General features: G+C 65.6%; 16 protein-coding genes. 7 read left to right on the top strand and 9 right to left on the bottom strand.

Annotated features, from left to right (window positions below):
• Nucleotides 1-17 precede the first annotated feature (17 nt).
• Together JQ592_RS10975 and JQ592_RS10970 are read left to right on the top strand one after the other, a co-directional pair.
• Entirely contained in the window at nucleotides 18-1,019 is a 1,002-nt protein-coding gene (locus tag JQ592_RS10975; RefSeq protein ID WP_211402865.1) for a glycoside hydrolase family 16 protein, read from the top strand.
• Between the two features lie 2 nt (nucleotides 1,020-1,021).
• Nucleotides 1,022-2,482, top strand: coding sequence for a GH1 family beta-glucosidase (locus JQ592_RS10970; RefSeq protein ID WP_211402864.1), 1,461 nt, complete (start codon nucleotides 1,022-1,024; stop codon nucleotides 2,480-2,482).
• Nucleotides 2,483-2,491: 9 nt separating this feature from the next.
• Here the strand turns inward: JQ592_RS10970 and JQ592_RS10965 are convergent, their stop codons facing one another.
• The 7 genes from JQ592_RS10965 to JQ592_RS10935 form a co-directional block, all read right to left on the bottom strand.
• Nucleotides 2,492-3,049, bottom strand: a complete 558-nt coding sequence (locus tag JQ592_RS10965) for an HNH endonuclease (protein WP_027522133.1) — start codon at nucleotides 3,047-3,049, stop codon at nucleotides 2,492-2,494.
• Nucleotides 3,050-3,251: 202 nt separating this feature from the next.
• Nucleotides 3,252-4,229, bottom strand: a complete 978-nt coding sequence (locus tag JQ592_RS10960; RefSeq protein WP_211402863.1) for a peptidyl-alpha-hydroxyglycine alpha-amidating lyase family protein — start codon at nucleotides 4,227-4,229, stop codon at nucleotides 3,252-3,254.
• A gap of 173 nt (nucleotides 4,230-4,402) precedes the next feature.
• Nucleotides 4,403-6,190, bottom strand: coding sequence for a flavin-containing monooxygenase (locus tag JQ592_RS10955; RefSeq protein ID WP_211402862.1), 1,788 nt, complete (start codon nucleotides 6,188-6,190; stop codon nucleotides 4,403-4,405).
• A 78-nt stretch (nucleotides 6,191-6,268) separates the two neighbouring features.
• Complete coding sequence (locus tag JQ592_RS10950; RefSeq protein ID WP_211402861.1) at nucleotides 6,269-7,354, bottom strand: DUF2855 family protein; 1,086 nt, start codon at nucleotides 7,352-7,354, stop codon at nucleotides 6,269-6,271.
• Between the two features lie 89 nt (nucleotides 7,355-7,443).
• Nucleotides 7,444-9,072, bottom strand: coding sequence for an acyl-CoA synthetase (locus tag JQ592_RS10945; protein WP_283816119.1), 1,629 nt, complete (start codon nucleotides 9,070-9,072; stop codon nucleotides 7,444-7,446).
• Nucleotides 8,984-10,168: an ABC transporter substrate-binding protein gene (locus tag JQ592_RS10940; protein WP_211402859.1), complete on the bottom strand. Its 1,185-nt coding sequence runs from the start codon at nucleotides 10,166-10,168 to the stop codon at nucleotides 8,984-8,986. Before JQ592_RS10940 ends, JQ592_RS10945 begins: the two co-directional genes overlap by 89 nt.
• Nucleotides 10,169-10,219: 51 nt before the next feature.
• The gene (locus JQ592_RS10935) at nucleotides 10,220-11,194 is read right to left on the bottom strand and encodes an NAD(P)H-dependent flavin oxidoreductase (protein ID WP_211402858.1); all 975 of its coding nucleotides are present in this window, start codon (nucleotides 11,192-11,194) and stop codon (nucleotides 10,220-10,222) included.
• Between the two features lie 182 nt (nucleotides 11,195-11,376).
• On the opposite strand from JQ592_RS10935, the gene JQ592_RS10930 reads away from it, so the two are divergent.
• Nucleotides 11,377-12,264, top strand: coding sequence for a LysR family transcriptional regulator (locus tag JQ592_RS10930; protein ID WP_211402857.1), 888 nt, complete (start codon nucleotides 11,377-11,379; stop codon nucleotides 12,262-12,264).
• 55 nt (nucleotides 12,265-12,319) lie between these two features.
• Here the strand turns inward: JQ592_RS10930 and JQ592_RS10925 are convergent, their stop codons facing one another.
• Nucleotides 12,320-12,970 carry a DNA-3-methyladenine glycosylase family protein gene (locus JQ592_RS10925; protein WP_211402856.1) on the bottom strand — a complete coding sequence of 217 codons (651 nt, stop codon included), beginning with the start codon at nucleotides 12,968-12,970 and terminating at the stop codon, nucleotides 12,320-12,322.
• Between the two features lie 126 nt (nucleotides 12,971-13,096).
• On the opposite strand from JQ592_RS10925, the gene gluQRS reads away from it, so the two are divergent.
• Both gluQRS and JQ592_RS10915 read left to right on the top strand, forming a co-directional pair.
• Nucleotides 13,097-13,966 (top strand): tRNA glutamyl-Q(34) synthetase GluQRS, encoded by an 870-nt coding sequence (gene gluQRS, locus JQ592_RS10920; RefSeq protein ID WP_211402855.1) that lies wholly within the window; start codon nucleotides 13,097-13,099, stop codon nucleotides 13,964-13,966.
• Between the two features lie 103 nt (nucleotides 13,967-14,069).
• Nucleotides 14,070-15,329 carry an ATP-binding protein gene (locus tag JQ592_RS10915; protein WP_211402854.1) on the top strand — a complete coding sequence of 420 codons (1,260 nt, stop codon included), beginning with the start codon at nucleotides 14,070-14,072 and terminating at the stop codon, nucleotides 15,327-15,329.
• Here the strand turns inward: JQ592_RS10915 and JQ592_RS10910 are convergent.
• Nucleotides 15,256-16,149 carry a YihY/virulence factor BrkB family protein gene (locus tag JQ592_RS10910; RefSeq protein ID WP_211402853.1) on the bottom strand — a complete coding sequence of 298 codons (894 nt, stop codon included), beginning with the start codon at nucleotides 16,147-16,149 and terminating at the stop codon, nucleotides 15,256-15,258. The genes JQ592_RS10915 and JQ592_RS10910 overlap by 74 nt on opposite strands.
• A 345-nt stretch (nucleotides 16,150-16,494) precedes the next feature.
• On the opposite strand from JQ592_RS10910, the gene JQ592_RS10905 reads away from it, so the two are divergent.
• Together JQ592_RS10905 and JQ592_RS10900 are read left to right on the top strand one after the other, a co-directional pair.
• Nucleotides 16,495-16,689: a twin transmembrane helix small protein gene (locus tag JQ592_RS10905; RefSeq protein ID WP_183246976.1), complete on the top strand. Its 195-nt coding sequence runs from the start codon at nucleotides 16,495-16,497 to the stop codon at nucleotides 16,687-16,689.
• A gap of 2 nt (nucleotides 16,690-16,691) precedes the next feature.
• Nucleotides 16,692-17,264 carry a cob(I)yrinic acid a,c-diamide adenosyltransferase gene (locus JQ592_RS10900; RefSeq protein WP_211402852.1) on the top strand — a complete coding sequence of 191 codons (573 nt, stop codon included), beginning with the start codon at nucleotides 16,692-16,694 and terminating at the stop codon, nucleotides 17,262-17,264.
• The last annotated feature ends 105 nt before the right edge of the window (nucleotides 17,265-17,369 follow it).

Here is a 17,369-nt window from a genome sequence, read left to right as displayed (position 1 = left end):
ATGTTCGATGTGCGGTGATGATCGACCGTTGGACGAAGGGCGCTCTGGTTGCGATCGGTCTGTCTGTCGTGCCTGCGCCTGTCATTGCGCAGGACGATCTCGGCGATGCGCCCGGCACGATGTCGCTGCAAGTCACCACCGATCCCTCCACGATCGAGTGCCGCAGGCTGGAGACGGTCAATCCCACTTCGCTCGCGTTCCTGACGCTGCGTCGGACGTTCAACGACGATTTCAACGAGCATCCGCTCGCGACAGGTCGTTGGGTGCCGCATTATGCCGGCGGCGCGGCGTGGCCGGAGGCGCGCTATTGGGGCGGCGACGGCTCCGACTTCAAGCGCAAGACCAGCGCCAATGGCGAGCAGCAGATCTATGTCGATCCGCGTTACGCCGGCCGCGGGGCGGCGCCGCTCGGGCTCGATCCGTTCAAGGTCGGGGACGGCGTACTCTCCATCGTCGCCAGCCGCACGCCGCCGGAATTGAAGCCGGTGCTGTTCAACAACGACTACATTTCCGGGATCCTGACGACCCAGGGCACGTTCGCGCAGAAGCGCGGCTATTTCGAGATCCGTGCCAAAGTCCCGGTCGGCCATGCGGTGTGGCCGGCGTTCTGGATGCTGGCGGATGACGGCGGCTGGCCGCCGGAGGTCGACGTGCTGGAAGGCCGCGGCGGGAAGCCGGGCGACCTGGTCATGACCACGCATTGGCGGATACCGTCGACCCAGAAGATCCAGTCCTGCGGATTCGATTTCGCGGTCGGCGATGCTTCGAGCGCCTTCCACAATTACGGTGTGCTGTGGGAGGAGGACCGGCTGGTCTATTTCATCGACCGCAGGCCGGTGTCCGACATCAAGGTGCCGATCGGCTTCGACGATCCCATGTACATGATCGTCAACCTGGCGATCGGATCGAAATTCTTTCTTGGCGTAGGACCAGTCGATACGGAATCGCCGCCGAGCGTGGCCTTCGAGATCGACCGGATATCCGTCTATCAGATCGATATGGAGCAGGCGCGGAGATAGCGATGTCAGCTGATGTCTCGCGGCGCGAATTTGCAGGGCTTGCGGGTCTCGCCGCGCTTGGCGCGGCAATAGGCGCCAGGGCCGCGGAGACCACGCCGGCCGACCGACACGCGCCCGCGCCTTTCCCGAAGGACTTTCTGTGGGGCACGGCGACCTCGTCCTACCAGATCGAAGGCGCCGTCAACGAGGACGGCCGCGGCAAATCGATCTGGGACGTTTTCAGCCATACGCCCGGCAAGATCGAGGACGGCTCGACCGGCGATCGCGCCAATGAGCACTATCACCGCTACAAGGAGGACGTCGCGCTGATCAGGGCGCTCGGCGTCAAGGCCTATCGTTTCTCCATCGCATGGCCACGCGTGTTCCCGGAAGGATCGGGCCAGCCCAATCCAAAAGGGCTCGATTTCTACAACCGCCTCGTTGACGAGTTGCTCGCGAGCGGCATCGAACCCTACGCCACGCTCTATCACTGGGACCTGCCGCAGGCGCTGCAGGACCGCGTCGGCGGCTGGCAGTCGAGTGATACCTCGAAGGCCTTTGCCGATTACGCAGCTTACGTCACCGCGCGCCTGACCGATCGCGTCAAGACCATCTTCACCGTGAACGAGGTCGGGCGTTTCCTGAATTTCGGCTATGGCTGGGGCATCGATGCGCCCGGCCTGAAGCTGCCGACCGCGCAGCTCAACCAGGCCCGCCATCACGTCGCGCTGGCGCACGGGCTCGCCGTGCAGGCGATCCGCGCCTCAGGGCGAGCCGGCACCCGTGTCGGCGCAGCCGAGAACATCGCCGCTTGCGTGCCGGCGATCGCGACGCCGGACAACATTCGCGCCGCCGAGATCGCAACGCGTGAGCTCAATGCCGGCTTCCTCGGCGTGGTGCTGGAGGGCAAATACACCGACGGCTTCCTCGCCTATGCCGGCGCGAACGCGCCAAAGTTCACGCCCGAGGAGCTGAAGATCATCGGCGCGCCGAACGACTTCGTCGGCCTCAACATCTACGCGCCGCAGTACTACGTCACCGCCTCCGACCGCGCGCCGGGCTTCCACGTGCTGCCGTTCCCGACCTCGTTCCCGCACATGAATTCGGAATGGCTGCGGGTCGGCCCCGAAGTGATCTACTGGGCCCCGCGCCTTGCCGCAAAGATCTGGAACATCGAGACGATCTACATCAGCGAGAACGGCACCTCCTCCGAGGACAGGATCGCCGCCGACGGCCAGGTCTACGACCTCGACCGCATCATGTTCCTGCGCAACTATCTGACCCAGATGCAGCGCGCAATCACGGAAGGCGTGCCGATCCGCGGCTATTTCCTCTGGAGCCTGATGGACAATTTTGAATGGATCTTTGGCTACGGGAAACGGTTCGGGCTCTATCGCGTGGACTTCGAGACGCAGGCAAGGGTGCCGAAGCTGAGCGCGGCGTTCTATCGCGACGTGGTGGCGCGGAATGCGATCGGGATGTGAGACCAGATCCTACGGATCCAGTTCCGTATCCCAGTACAGGTAGTCCAGCCAGCTGTCGTGCAGATAGTTCGGCGGGAACAGCCGGCCGTTGCGGTGGAGCTGGTGCACGGTCGGGGCAAACGCGGTCTGGCGCGGAAACATTTTTGCCTGCGCCGGGGTGAGATTGCCCTTGCGCAAATTACACGGCGAGCACGCCGCGACCACGTTCTCCCAGGTGGTCTGGCCGCCTTTGCTGCGCGGAATGATGTGATCGAAGGTGAGATCTTCGGGCGAGCCGCAATATTGACAGTTGAAGCGATCGCGCAGGAAGACGTTGAACCGGGTGAAGGCGGGATGGGTGGTCGGCTTGACGAAGGATTTGAGCGAGACGACGCTCGGTAATTGCATCTCTAACGTCGGACTTCGAACCGCCTGGTCGTAATGGGCGACGATGTTGACGCGGTCGAGGAATACCGCCTTGATCGCGTCCTGCCACGACCACAGAGACAGTGGGTAGTAACTCAGCGGCCGGAAGTCCGCATTCAGCACCAACACCGGCCAACTGCCTTGCGAGACATGTGCGTTCAAGTAACGCTCCCGGCCTCCAATATACGCTGCGAAGCAGCATGTACTGACATACTACATGCAGCGTGACGGGATTGTGAAGCCCGTTGAGCGACTTATTCAACCGCAGCCAATGCGGCGGCGGGGTGGCGAAGCGCCCAAAAACGCCGTGATTCGGGGACGGGTGGGCGAGGCCGGCCCGGAACCGCCGGTGGTCGCCGATGCCTCATTCCGGTACCCGCTCCAGCTTCTGTAGGCACCGCGTCGCGGCTACCGCGGCCGGCATCTCCTCGTCCGGGAAGCTCGCCTTCCAGTTGGTGACGCCGACCTCGCCGACATAGATGTCGCCCCTCGAATCCAGCGCGATGCCGTGCGGCGCCAGGAATTTGCCGCTGGCGACGCCTGGGCCTGCTTCGCCGCCGAGCCGTGCGATGCGTTTGCCCAGCGCATCGACGATCGACAACCGCGGGCCGAGATTGGGCACATTGCGGTTGATGTCGAGGCCAGGGCCGAGCTCGCCGATGACGAAGGTCGGACGCTTGGCCCCGCCGCAGCAGCACAACGCGCAGGGCCGGTGCAAATTGTTCCACTGCGTCTCGTATCTGCCCTCGCCGTCGAATACCTGCACGCGATGGTTCTCGCGGTCGGCGACGTAGACCCAGCCGTCGGCATCGGTCGCGATATTGTGCACGATGTTGAACTGGCCGGGGTCGGTGCCCGGCTCGCCCCAGCTCTTGATCAGCTTGCCGTCGGGCGTGAACTTGTGCACGCGCGCATTGCCATAGCCGTCGGAGACGTAGATCTCGCCCTTCGGCGACAGCGCGGTGTGGGTGCAGCGGTGGAACGGCTCGCCGCTCATGAACGGCGCCGGCTTTGCGGGGATGCCGATCGTCAGGAGCACCTTGCCGTCGGTGGTGCATTTGCGCACGGTGTGGTCGCCGTCGTCGGTGCAGTAGAGATTGTCGTCGGTATCGATATGCAGGCCGTGCGCGCGGGAGAACAGGCCCTCGCCAAAACTGCGCATAAAGTTGCCCTCGCGGTCCAGCACCACCATCGGATGGGCGCCGCGGTTGAAGACATAGATGCGGTCGCGGCTGTCGACCGCGACCGAGGCGACGTCGGTCAGCGTCCAGCCGTCGGGAAGTTTCGCGAAATTTTCGACGACGCGGTAGCGGTGCTCGCCGCTGCCGAGGATGGCTGGCATGGGTGGTCCTTTCCCTTAACTGTCTCTGTCGTGCACGTCCGCATCCGCGTCGTCATTGCGAGCGCAGCGAAGCAATCCAGAATCCTTCCGCGGAGACAGTCTGGATTGCTTCGCGGAGCCTGTCATCGGGCCGCGCTATGCGCGGACCCGGTGGCTCGCAATGACGGTGTTGCTCAAGCCGCGCTCAACGGCATAGCGACAGCCCGTTCCAGCATCCCTTCCTCGATCGCCTTGATCTGCAGCGCGAGATATTTCGAGTTGATCCGGCATTGCGCGAGGCTGCCCGCGATGAACCAGAGGCCGGGCTGCAGGGTGCGCGCATACATGTTGCGCAGCTCGAAGCCGTTGCCAAAGCCCCAGACCGGGCCGACGCGGTCGGCGATGCCATCGCCGAACAGCTTTCGCACCAGGTATTCCTGCGGCTTGTAGCCGGTCGAGAGCACGATCAGATCGGCGGCAATGATCGTGCCGTCCGTCATCCGCGCGCCCTCGGGGACAAAGCTCTCGATGTCGGAGAACTGCGTGAGATTGATCTTGCCCTCGACGATCAGATTGGAGCAGCCGACGTTGAAATAATAGCCGCCGCCGCGGATGAGGTATTTGAACTGCCAGCCGGTGCCGGCCTCGCCGAAGTCGAGCTTGAAGCCGACGCCGGCAAGGCCGTCGAGCAGGTCCTTGTCGAGCTGCTTCGATTGCTCGGTCAGCATCACATGCGTCTTCCTGGCGAGCGGCGTCGGCATCGAGGCCGCGATCAGATCGTTGTCCTCGAGCGTACCCTCATTGTAGGTCGCGTAGGCAAGCTGCGCCGACGGCTCGATATTGGTGACCAGCGTCGGCGAACGCTGCACCAGCGTCACCTCGGCGCCGCTGGAATGGAGGTCCTGCGCGATGTCGTGACCGCTGTTGCCGGTGCCGATGACGATGGCGCGCTTGCCCGTCCAGTTCTCGCCGTCCTCGTAGCGGCTGGAGTGCACCAGCGTTCCCTTGAAATTGTCGAGGGTCGGAATGTCAGGAATGTTGGCGATGCCGCTGACGCCGGTGGCCATGATCACATGGCGCGGATGCATGGTGCGCCTGCTGCCGTCGGCGCGGCGCAGCGTGACGGTCCAGTGGCCCTTGGTCTCGTCGTAAGAGCCGCCCTCGAACTCAGTGCCGGTCCAGAAGTTCAGCTCCATGGCATCGACATAGGCTTCGAACCAGTTGGCGAGCTTGTCCTTGGGGATATAGACCGGCCAGTTCGGCGGAAACGGCATGTAGGGCAGGTGATTGACCTGCACCTGATTGTGCAGGGTGAGCGCGTGATAGCGCTTGCGCCAATTGTCGCCGATCCGCATCCAACGATCGACGATCAGCGTGTCGACCTTCAATTGCTTCAGCCGCGCCGCAATCGCGAGCCCGGCCTGGCCGCCGCCGACCACCAGCACGGCCGGATCGCGATCGGAATAGTCGCGCGAGGCGTTGCGCAGGTCGAGCCAGTTCGGCCCGCGGAAATCGCGCGAATAGGCCTGGCCGCGCGGGCGCGAGGTGCCGAGCTGCTCCTCGAAGCCTTTCAATTCGTCGAGCGCGGTGAGCAGCGTCCATGCCTTCAGGCGGTCGCCGTCGGCAGTATCAGGAACGAGCCGCACGATGCCGCTGCCGCGGCCGATCGCGGTCTCGAAGCTGAAGATGGCTTCGATGTTGTTCGTGCCGGCGCGCGTCACCCAGCGCGGCGGCGCCCGGTTCGGAGTGATCTTGAAATTGGCCGGCGCCGCCTTGGGCGCGCGCGCCGCCAGCTCCTGCGTGATCGTATCGCGACCCGCGACCGTCTGCAGGTTCCAGCTCAGCGCCAGCACATCGCGCCAAAAGCCGTCGGTGAGGAAGAGGCGCTCCAGCGTGGCGGGATCAGGCTTGCCCAGCGCGTGCTCGAACGCGTCGAGCCAGGCCTGTGCGGCGACGGAAATATCCTTCGTCCTGTCCAGCATGCGCGACCTCATGGCCGTCTTCGCGGCGTTTCCTCTGAGATCGAAGGCTATACCGGTTCGATAGGCGTCGAAAGCGCCTTACCCGAGCAGCGACAGCATATGGCCCTGCTCGGGCGGAATGCGGCCCTGCAGCGTGTCGAGATAGACCTGCCGCACCGCGTCGGGCCCGTGGCCCTCGACCACGCGCAGGCATCGCTCCAACGTCGGCGCGAAGCCGGCCCAAGCCGCGCCAAGGCGCTGCTCGATGCCACCCGGACCCCACTCCTTGGCGCGCTTGCGGATGTGGTCGGGCGCGAAGAACCAGCGCGGCTTTGCGCCGGGCAGGACGCCTTCGTCGGCATCGGTCGCACGATGCGTCAATCCGACGCGCACCGAGCATTTCATCTGGTCGCCGAAATGCCGGTGCAGCGTGGTGCGGAGTGCGCTGTTACCGGCCATGTCGACGAAGGCGACCGGCGAGTCCGACGGCAGCGACGTCACGCGGTCATAGGTGACGACCTCGTCATAGCAGCCGAGCGAGGTGACAAAGCCGGTATTGCCTGTGGAGGTCAGGCCGATCACCTTGCGGCCGCGCGTGTGCAGCAGATGGGCGAGCCCGAACGCAGTCTTGCTCGATGCGCTCGACAGCAGGACCGTGCGCGCACCGAAATCGTCGTTCTCGGCGAGGAAGTCGTCGACCAGGAACGACAGCATGAACAGCGGCCGCAGCAGCGCCTGGTAGTCGCCCTGTCGCCCGGCATAAGCGGGATCGCCGCCGACGCGCGCATAGGCATTGTAGACCGGCGCCACGCCCTGCCGGTGCGCGGCGCCGTCGCGCAAACCGCGCTTGCTGACGTCGGTCGCCTCGATCACGAGATGCGTCGCCATCGGGAAATAGCCGAACAGGCGCTCGCCGACCGGGACGTTCGGATGTTTGGAGGCGCACACTTCGCCAAAGCCCCACACCGGAATGTTGCCAAAACCCTGCGGCGCGGGAAAGATCTGCCAGTATTTCAGCTCGTCGCCCATCACCGCATAGGTGATGTTGTTGGCGGTGAACGCAAAGCGGTCGACTTTGACCAGCAACCCATCCTGCGGCAACGCGTCGAGCTTCGGCAGTTCGGTTGTGATGCTCTTGCACGTTTCGAGATTGTCGCGCGCAACGATGAAGTCGGTGGCTGTCATGATGTCGATCCCGGCTTTGATCCGCACCGGCATCTCATCGACTATGCGCGCCCCGTTTGCAACCTCAACATAGTTTTAAACGCTGTTCGCTAGGTACGACCGGCCCAATAGGGATCGCGCAGCTTGCGTTTGAAGATCTTCCCGGTCGCCTCGCGGGGCAGGGCGTCCAGAAACCGGACCGCCTTCGGCACCTTGAAGTTGGCCAGCCGCTCGCGCAGAAACGCCTGCACCGCGGCGGCTGAGAGCTGCGCGCCGGTCTCCGGTTCGATGCAGGCGCACAGCCGCTCGCCAAATTCGGCGTCGGGGATGCCGAACACGGCGCAGTCGCGCACGCCGGGCATCGCGATCAGCACGTTCTCGATCTCGGCCGGATAGATGTTGACGCCGCCTGAGATGACCATGTCGCGCTTGCGGTCGCACAGGAACAGATAGCCGTCTTCGTCGAGATAGCCGACGTCGCCGACGCTGACGAGACCGTCGCGCCCGGCCTCTGCCCGCGCCTGCGCCTTGCCGTGATAGTCGAAATCGGGCACGGCCGTCTGGCGCATGTAGATCTCGCCGACCTCGCCGGCGCCGCAGAGGCTGCCGTCGTCGCGGAAGATCTTGACGATGCCGCCTTCGATGGCGCGGCCGACCGTGCCCGGCTTCTTCAGCGCCTCTTCGGCTGAATGCCAAACCGGGATGCCGGTCTCGGTCGAGCCGAAATATTCGTTGATGACCGGTCCCCACCAATCGATCATGGCGCGCTTGATCTCGGGCGGGCAGGGCGCTGCACCGTGCACGACGAAGCGCAGCGAGGAGAGGTCGTAGCGCTGCCTGACCTCTTCGGGCAGCCGCAGCAGCCGGACGAACATGGTCGGCACCATGTGGATATGCGTGACGCGGTGGCGCTCGATCAGGGCCAGCAGCTCCTCGGCGTCGAACCGCGCCTGGAGGACGATGGTGCAGCCGCTGCGGAACGCCAGCATGCCGTAGGAGTGCGGCGCCGAGTGATACATCGGCCCGTTGATCAGTACGACCTGGTTGTCGCGCGGCTTGATGCCATAGGCGATCGCGCCGACGCGCTCGGAGGCGGCCGCCTGTTCGGGCTGCATCGGCATGCGCCGCACGCCCTTCGGCATGCCGGTGGTTCCCGACGTGTAGATCATCGCCGCGGCACGGCGCGGCGGCTCCTGTCTTTCCGGATGGCCGTCGCGCCAGCCATCCCAATCAGTCGATCCCGCCGGGACTTGGGTCAGCTCGGGGGGAATTGCGAAGGTCGCGGCGAGCTCGGGCGGCGTCGCGACGACGAGCAGGCGCACGTCCTCGGGCAGGCCGGCGCGAATCTGCGGCAGCAGGTCGGCGTGACAGACCAGGATCTTCGCGCCGCTATCCGTCAGGATGTAGCGGACCTCCTCGGCCTTGAGATGCCAGTTGATCGGCACCACCGGACTGCCCAGCGCGGCAGAGGCCGCGACCACCTCGAACAGCGCAAAATCGTTGCGCAGCATCATGGCGACCGGCGCGCCCTCCGTCAGGCCCAGGGCGCACAGCCCGCTCGCCGCGCGCCGGATGCGGGCCTGGATCTCGTCGTAGCCGATCCGGCGTTCGCCGCTGATGATCATGGCGTGTCCCTTTTCGCGCGCGAGTCTAGCGGTCGTCCAGCACGTCACCGAACCCAACCCAGCTCTTGCCGTTGAAGCGGCGGAGCTGCAGCTGCTGGAACGGTAGATAGTCATTGGGGCCGGTGGTGACAGCCATGCCCGGCAGCAGCAGCGGCAGCTTCACCTCTTTCAGCGAGGCGGCCTGGCGCATGATGTTGTCGCGGCTGAAATCATCCTTGCATGCTTTCAGCACCGTCATCAGCAGCGTCGCATAATGGTAGCCGGCCGCGTAGTTGGAATTGGAGAGGTCTGCGGTCGGCATGTATTGCTTCATGAAGGCAAAATACTCCTTCACGCCGGGATCGCCGGCCCATTGCGGATCCATCGTGTCCTTCTGATTGCTCGACGAGATCAGGCCGACCGCGTTGTCGAGCCCGGCCGGCTCGAGGAACGAGATCGACGAGGCCGAGGTCGGCACGAAGAACAGCTCGGGCTTCCAGCCGATCTCGGCCACGCCCTTGATCATCTGCGAGGTGAACTTGCCGAGCACGACGCCGAACAGCACGTCGGCGCCCGACGCCTTCAGGGTCGAGAGCTGCGAGCTGATCGTCGGCGCGCTGGTCTCGTAGGTCTGCTCCGCGACGATCATGCTGGCGGCTTTCTCGCCGAGCGCGCGCTTGAAGCCGGCGACATAGTCGCGGCCGAAATCGTCGTTCTGGGACAGGATCGCGATCTTGGCGCCGGGCTTGGTGCGCAGCACGTGCTTGGCATAGACCACGCCCTCGGACTCGTAGGCGGCCATGCCGGGCATGGTCCACGGATATTTCTGCGGATCGGCCCATTTCGTCGCGCCCGAGAGCACGAACAGCTGCGGCACCTTCTTGCCGTTGAGGTAGCGCTGCACGGCGCTGTTGGTGGCGGTGCCGAGCGAGCCGAATATCATCAGCACCTCGTCCTGCTCGACCAGCTTGCGGGTCTGCTCGACGGTCTTGGGCGGCGAGTAGGCGTCGTCCAGTGTGATGAACTTGACCTTGCGGCCGTTGATGCCGCCTTCGGCATTGACCTTCTCGAAGAACGCCTCCTGCGTCCGCCCGATCGCACCGAAGCCGGAGGCCGGGCCGCTGTAGGGCAGGGTCTGACCGATGCGGATCTCGTCGTTGCCTTCGGCATGGGCCGTCCCGGCGGCGAGCGTCAGCAGGGACAAGCCGATCAGTGCGGCCGCCAGCTTCATGATGTCCTCCCGTTGTTCTTGTCAGTCCAAATTTCTTGTCGGACCAAGCCGTCAGGCGCTGGCGCGCATCAGGAAATCCTGTCGGGCTTGATCGAATTCGCCCTTCATCCGCTCGACGAGCTCGGCGACCGGAGGGACGTCGGTGATCTGCCCGATGCCCTGGCCCGATCCCCAGATGTCGCGCCACGCTTTCGATTTCATGTTGCCGCCGGAGCCGAAATTCATCTTCGACTTGTCCGCGGCGGGAAGATTGTCCGGATCGAGCCCGGCGGCGGCGATCGAGGGGCCCAGATAGTTGCCGTGCACGCCGGTGAACAGGTTAGTGTAGACGATGTCGTGCGCGGCATGCTGCGTCAGCGCCGACTTGTAGGCTTCGTCGGCGTTGGCTTCCTGCGTGGCGATGAAGCGCGTGCCCATATAAGCGAGGTCGGCGCCCAGCGTCAGCGCGGAGGCGATGCCGAAACCGTCGCTGATCGCGCCCGACAGCAGGATGGCGCCGCCAAACCATTGCTTGACCTCGCGCACCAGCGCGAAGGGGGACAGCGTGCCGGCATGTCCGCCGGCGCCGGCGCAGACCAGGATCAGGCCGTCGACGCCCTGCTCGGCGGCCTTGCGCGCATGCTTGACGTTGATGACGTCGTGGAACACCAGCCCGCCATAGGAATGCGCGGCCTCGACGATCTCCGCCGGCGGCCGCAGCGAGGTGATGATGATCGGCGCCTTGTGCTTCACACAGGTCTCCATGTCCTTCATCAGGCGGTCGTTGGAGGCATGGCAGATCTGGTTGACGGCGTAGGGTGCGACCTTCCTGCCGGGATTGCGCGACTTGTATTCGCCGAGCTCGTCCTCGATGCGGCTCAGCCATTCGTCGAGCTTCTCGACCGGACGGGCATTGAGCGCGGGAAACGAGCCGACGATTCCCGCCTTACACTGGGCGATCACCAGCTCCGGCCCGGAGACGATGAAGAGCGGCGAGCCGACGACGGGCAGCTCCAGATTGTTCTTGAGCAAGGCAGGCAGTGTCATCCGATCCTCCTGACAACGCGCATCGCCGGTCCTTGCGGCCGATTGTGAGCGCTTCCATGTCGATTTGTCGCGCTGGCGGAGTGTCCCGCCTGGCGGTTTGACCGACACTATAGGGTTGGACGGCGGGGAGCGGATCGTTCAATATTGAACAAGCAGATATTCATGTTTGAACGGAGCCGACGGTGGATTGGGATCTCTGCAAGACCTTCGTCGCGGTCGCCGATACCGGCAGCTTCACCGCCGCGGCAAAGCGGCTGCACGCCAGCCATCCGACCGTCAGCCGCAAGATCGCGGCCCTGGAGGCGCAGCTCGGCACTAAACTCTTGGCGCGCGCCGCGGACGGCTTCGTGCTCACCGCCGATGGCCGTACGCTGCGCGAACATGCGGAAGCAATGGCGGTTGCCGCGCTCCGGGCCGAGGCCGCGGTCGGCGCCGGCGGGCGCAAGGCGCGCGGCACGGTCAAGCTGTCGATCGGCGCGACGCTGGCCTCGCACTGGCTGATGCCGCGGCTGCGATCCTTCCTCGGCGCGCATGACCACATCCGGCTCGAGATCATCACCCATCCGTTTCCGGCCAGTGTGCGTCGCCGGGAGGCCGACGTGGTGCTGCGGCCGGTCGACAGCGGCGAGGAAAACCTGGTCGGTCGCAAGATCGGCCGTCTCGGCACCGGCTTCTATGCCTCACGCGACTATGCCGCCGGCCGGTCCCTGCCGGAGCGCAGTGGCGAGTGGAAGGGGCACAGCGTCATCGGCTTTGCCGATCAGGATTCCAACGCGCAGCTGGCACGCTGGAGCGATGCGATCACGCGGCAGGGCACCGTCGTGATGCGCTGCTCCTCGCAGGGCGACATGCTGGCGGCGGTGCGCGCGGGGATTGGCATCTCCGCGCTATCCTGCTTCGTTGCGGAGAGCTATCCGGACCTCGTGCGCGTCGCGCCGCAAAAGCTCGTCAGCGTCGCCGACCTCTGGCTGCTCGCCCATCCCGATCTGGTCGAGTTGTCCGCGGTGCGTGCCGTGATCGACTTCGTGGCCGAATGCGCCCGCGCCGATCGCGAACGGCTGCGGGGCTAAAGCATGATCCGGAAAAGTGCGAAGCGGTTTTCCGGAAAGATCATGCGCAAAAAATTCAGTTCCCGGCGAGCACGCCCTCGCGCTTCTTCACTGCGCGATAATAGCTCCACCACAGATGCGCCGCGGCGCCGCGCAGCGGGCGCCAGGGCTCGGCGAGCGGCGCCATCTGCTTCTCCGTCGGCCGCGCCTTGAGGCCGAGCCCGATCTTGATGCCCTCCTGCACGGCGAGATCGCCGGCCGGCCAGGCATCGCCGTGGCCGAGGCAGAACAAGAGATAGACGTCCGCGGTCCACGGCCCGATGCCGGGCAGCGAGATCAGGGTGTGGTGCGCGGCATCGGCATCTTCCTCCGCCAGCACCTCGAGGTTCAGCCGCTGCGCATTGATCTCGCGCGCCAGATGCTTCAGCGTCTTGATCTTGGCGGCGGACAGGCCGAGCCGCCCCAGGCGGTCGGTGCGGGCGCGGCGCACGGCCTCATGGTCGAACGGATCGAACGCAGCCGACAGTCGCCCCCAGATCGCCGACGCGCTGGCTGTGGAGAGCTGCTGCCCGCAGACGATGTGCGCGAGCCCGGTAAAGCCCGGCTCGCGCCGCCGCAGGGCCGGCATGCCCGCGGTCGCGAGCACGGGCTTGAGCCGCGGGTCGCGCTTGATCAGCGCGTGGACCGCTTCTTCGAGGTCAGACTGGGTTTCGAGGTGGATGGTCATGGGGGCTCGGTAAGCTCTCTCCGGAGTCATGGCCGCTTGACCTGGCCATCCATCTCCTATCGTAACAGAGTCATGGAGGATGGATTGCCGGGTCAAGCCCGGCAATGACGGATACACCGAGAACTCATGCCACCCGTTTTCCGATTTGCCCCCAGTCCGAACGGTCTCCTGCATCTCGGCCACGCCTATTCCGCGCTGCTGAACTTCGACCGCGCGCGTGAGAGCGGCGGGCGGCTGCTGCTGCGGATCGAAGACATCGATGCGACGCGCTGCCGGCCGGAATATGAGACGGCGATCTATGAAGACCTCGCCTGGCTCGGGATCGCCTGGGAGACGCCGGTGCGGCGGCAGTCGGAACATCTGTCCGACTATCGCGCCGCGCTCGAAAGACTCTCGGCGCTGGACCTCGTCTATCCCGCCTTCGAAAGCCGGGCCGAGATCGCAAGGCTGGTGGCCGTGCGCGAGGCCGACGGAGCGTGGCCGCGCGATCCCGACGGCGCACCGCTTTATCCGGGTGATGCGAAGTCGCTCCCTGCCGACGAGCGGATACGACTGATCGCCTCGGGCGCGCCCTACGCGCTCCGGCTCGACATGGCGGCCGCCTGCCACCGCGTCGGCGGCCTGAGCTGGAACGAGCTCGGCGAGGGACCCGACGGCGAGCGCGGCACTGTCCCGGCGCGGCCGGAGGCCTGGGGCGACGTGATCCTGGCGCGCAAGGAGACGCCGACCAGCTACCATCTGTCGGTGGTCGTGGACGACGCGCTCCAGGGCGTCAGCGAGATCGTGCGGGGGCAGGACCTGTTTCACGCAACCGCGGTGCACCGCCTGCTCCAGGTTCTGCTCGGCCTGCCGGAACCGGCCTACCGCCACCATGCTCTGATTCGTGACGGCGAGGGGCGGAAGCTGTCGAAATCCAGCCGCTCGACGGGGCTGCGGGCGTTGCGCACCGCTGGCGCCACACCAGCCAGTGTCCGCCGGCTCGTGGGATTAGGTTAAGTTTCTCTGGGGGTTAGCGAAACGCTGCCGTGACTCCGGGGGTTCCGTCATGCCATGCTTGCGTGACGGCCCGGGTTCGAAGCGGATACTTCGAAGGGGAATTATGGCGGCGAAAACGCGCGCAGTGCGCACCACGCGGACGTCCAGGCGACCGCCTCGGAAACGGTCCGGGGCGGCCGGGCGGTCGCGCAAGCGCGCCACCAAAGCTGCCGCGCCAGATGTGGTCCAGGCCGCTCTCGCCGCTTTTGCCCACGAGGTCCGCACCCCCCTGACCGGTATTCTCGCGATCAGTGATCTGCTCGCGACCTCCGATCTCGGGGAGCGGGAGAGGCGCTGGGCCGACACCATCAAGGCCGGCGCCGAGCATCTGGCGAGCCTTGCGACGCTGTTCGTGGACGCTGCCAGAACGGGCAAGGGCGGCAGCACGTTGCGGCAGGATCTGTTCGACCTGCGGGCGCTCGCGCGCAGCACCGGCGATTCGCTCGCCGGGCGCGCGGCGGCCAAAGGGCTCCAGGCCCGGGTCGAGCTATCCGAAAAGCTGCCGGGGCTCGTGGTCGGCGATCCCGTCCGCCTGCGCGCCGCGCTCGAGAACCTGATCGACAATGCCGTGAAGTTCACCGAGCAGGGTGGCGTGGCGCTTGCGGTGGCGCCCTGGCATCCCGCCAAGAAGGGCAGGGCAAAGGGCAAAGGCAGGGTCGGCGTCGCCTTCGCGGTGTCCGACAGCGGCATCGGCCTGACCATGGCCGAGATCAAGCGGCTGTTTCGCCCTTTCACCCAGGCCAATGTCACCATCGCCTCGCGCTTCGGCGGCGCCGGCCTCGGACTGTCCTCGGTGAAGCAACTGGCGCGCGCGATGGGCGGCGACATCTCGGTCGCGCCGCGCGGTGGCGGCGGCGCGACCTTTACACTGACTGTGTCGCTGGATGCGGCAGGGCCGGCCAGGTCCCGCAAATCGAAAGGCGAAGCCGGGGTGGACGCGGTCGCTGCGCTGCGCGTGCTCAGCGTCGAGGACAACCCGTTCGGCCGTGTCGTGCTCAACACCATCCTGACCGAGCTTGGCCATCATGCCGAGTTCATCGGGCGCGGCGAGGATGCCGTGAACCGGCTGGAGCAGGGCGCCTTCGATGCGGTGCTGATGGACATGGTGCTGCCGGGGATCGACGGCGTCGAGGCGATCAGGCGGATCCGCACCATGCCGGCGCCGCTGGCTCAGATCCCCATCATCGGGGTCTCCGGGCGCGGCGAGGACGAGGCGGCCTCGCGTGAAGCCGGCGCGGACGCCTTCCTGGTCAAGCCTGTGTCTCCGCGGGCTTTAGCGACTGCGCTGCTTGAAGCGACACGCCGTGAGGAAGCTGCGACTTGATGATCGCGGCATTGAGTTCACCGCCGTAAACGAAGATCGCGGCAATGAAATACAGAAACACCAGCGCGATGATCACCGAGGCGAGCCCCGCGTACATCGTCACGTAATTGTTGGCGAAGCGCGCCAGATATTGTCCAAAGACGACGCCCGAGATCAGCGATGCCACGATGGTGAAGACGATGCCGGGCAGGATCTGGAGAAAGCCGCGCCGGCCCGCCGGCAGCCAGGCATGCAGGATCAACAGCGCGACCACCAGCGCAGCCACGGTGATGCCGTAGCGCAGCCAGGTGAGGATGCTTTCGTTGGATTCGACGAACAGCGGGATATGGCGCCGCGCCGCCTCGATGAAGAGCGGACCGAGCACGATCAGGAACGCCATGGCGAGCGCGGTGAAGGCCGCGACCAGCGTGTAGCCGATCGATTCCAGCCGCAGCCAGTACCAGCGCCGCATCTCCACCACCGCGTAGGCGCGGTTGAGCGCGACGCGGAGCGCCTCGACGCCGTTCGATGCGAAGTAGACCGACAGCGCCGCGCCGATCGTCAGCACGCCGGTGCGGGTGGTGGTCAGCACATCGTGGATTTCGCCCGAGATCGAATCGGCAACCTGCTTGGGCCAGACCTGGAGCATCAGGCTGGCGGCCTGGTCGGCGAGTTCCTTGGAGCCGAAGAAGCCGGCGAGCGAGGTCAGCACGATCAGGAACGGGAACAGCGCCATCAGCGTCGACAGCGCGATATGGCTCGCGATCGCCCAGCCGTCGTCGGCCAGGAACGTGTAGAACGCATCCTCCACCACGACGTAGATGTAGCGGATCGCTTTCACGTGGCACCCGTGTTGGCGGCCGATGCTTTCGTACCCTGCTTGCGGCGTGGTTCGCCTCGCCCCGCTTGCGGGGAGAGGCCGACGCGCTCGGCAGCGCATTTGCGCGCCTGAGCGCGGCGGGTGAGGGGGAGTCTCCGCGGGGACGGTGAGAGCCGGATTCGCGGAGAGTCCCCCTCACCCGAATTCGATCTGCGATCGAATTCGACCTCTCCCCGCAGGCGGGGAGAGGTGAAGGACGGCTGCATCGGCTCGATATTCATCCAGCTAGCTTCTGATATTATTGGCCTAAAAGCCAGATCGGGAACGCCATGGCGAACCGCCGCACACGGTGTTATCTACCCTCAGATGGCATCTATCCTGAGTACTTTCATCCTGCCGATCGCGGTCGGCGCCGTGGCGTTGGTGCTGCTGCTCGGTCTCGTCAACATGATGCGCGGCGGCTCGCCAGACACCTCGCAGAAGCTGATGCGCTGGCGGGTGCTGCTGCAGTTCGTGGCGATCGTCATCGCCATGGCCGCAGTCTGGGCGATGGGACGCTGAATATGGTCGTGCTGAACCGCATCTATACCAAGACCGGTGACGACGGCACGACGGCGCTCGGCTCGGGCGAGCGCCGGCCGAAATACGATCTGCGCATCGAGGCCTATGGCACCGTCGACGAGACCAATGCCGCAATCGGCGTTGTCAGGCTCCATACCCACGACATGCCCGAGTTCGACGCGATGCTCGGCCGCATTCAGAACGACCTGTTCGACCTTGGCGCCGATCTCGCCGTACCCGAGCGGGATGGCAAGGCGGAGCGGCTCCGGGTGGTCGCGAGCCAGGTGGAGCGGCTCGAGCGCGACATCGACGCGCTCAACGACAAGCTCGCGCCGCTGACCTCCTTCGTGCTCCCCGGCGGCACGCCTGCCGCTGCCTGCCTCCATGTCGCGCGTACGATATGCCGCAGGGCGGAACGCGTCATCGTGGAACTGGCGGCTCGGCCGGGCGAGCCGGTCAGCGCGGCTGGCATCCAGTATATGAATCGCCTGTCGGACTTCCTGTTCGTGGCGAGCCGTGCCGCTAACCATAACGGCGCCGGAGACGTGCTCTGGGTTCCGGGCCAGAACCGCTGACCCATTTGGGCGGCGCATTTCTAAGGTCTAAAAATTGGCCGCTTCGCGCGTTGACCGGGCCGGATCAGGCCTTTAGGTTCCGCGCCAGTTGATAACTCCCCTCCC

This window comes from Bradyrhizobium iriomotense, assembly GCF_018129405.1.
Taxonomy (GTDB): domain Bacteria; phylum Pseudomonadota; class Alphaproteobacteria; order Rhizobiales; family Xanthobacteraceae; genus Bradyrhizobium; species Bradyrhizobium iriomotense_B.
The sequence above is the reverse complement of the archived record's forward strand: the minus strand, read 5'-3'. Positions and strand labels throughout refer to the sequence as shown.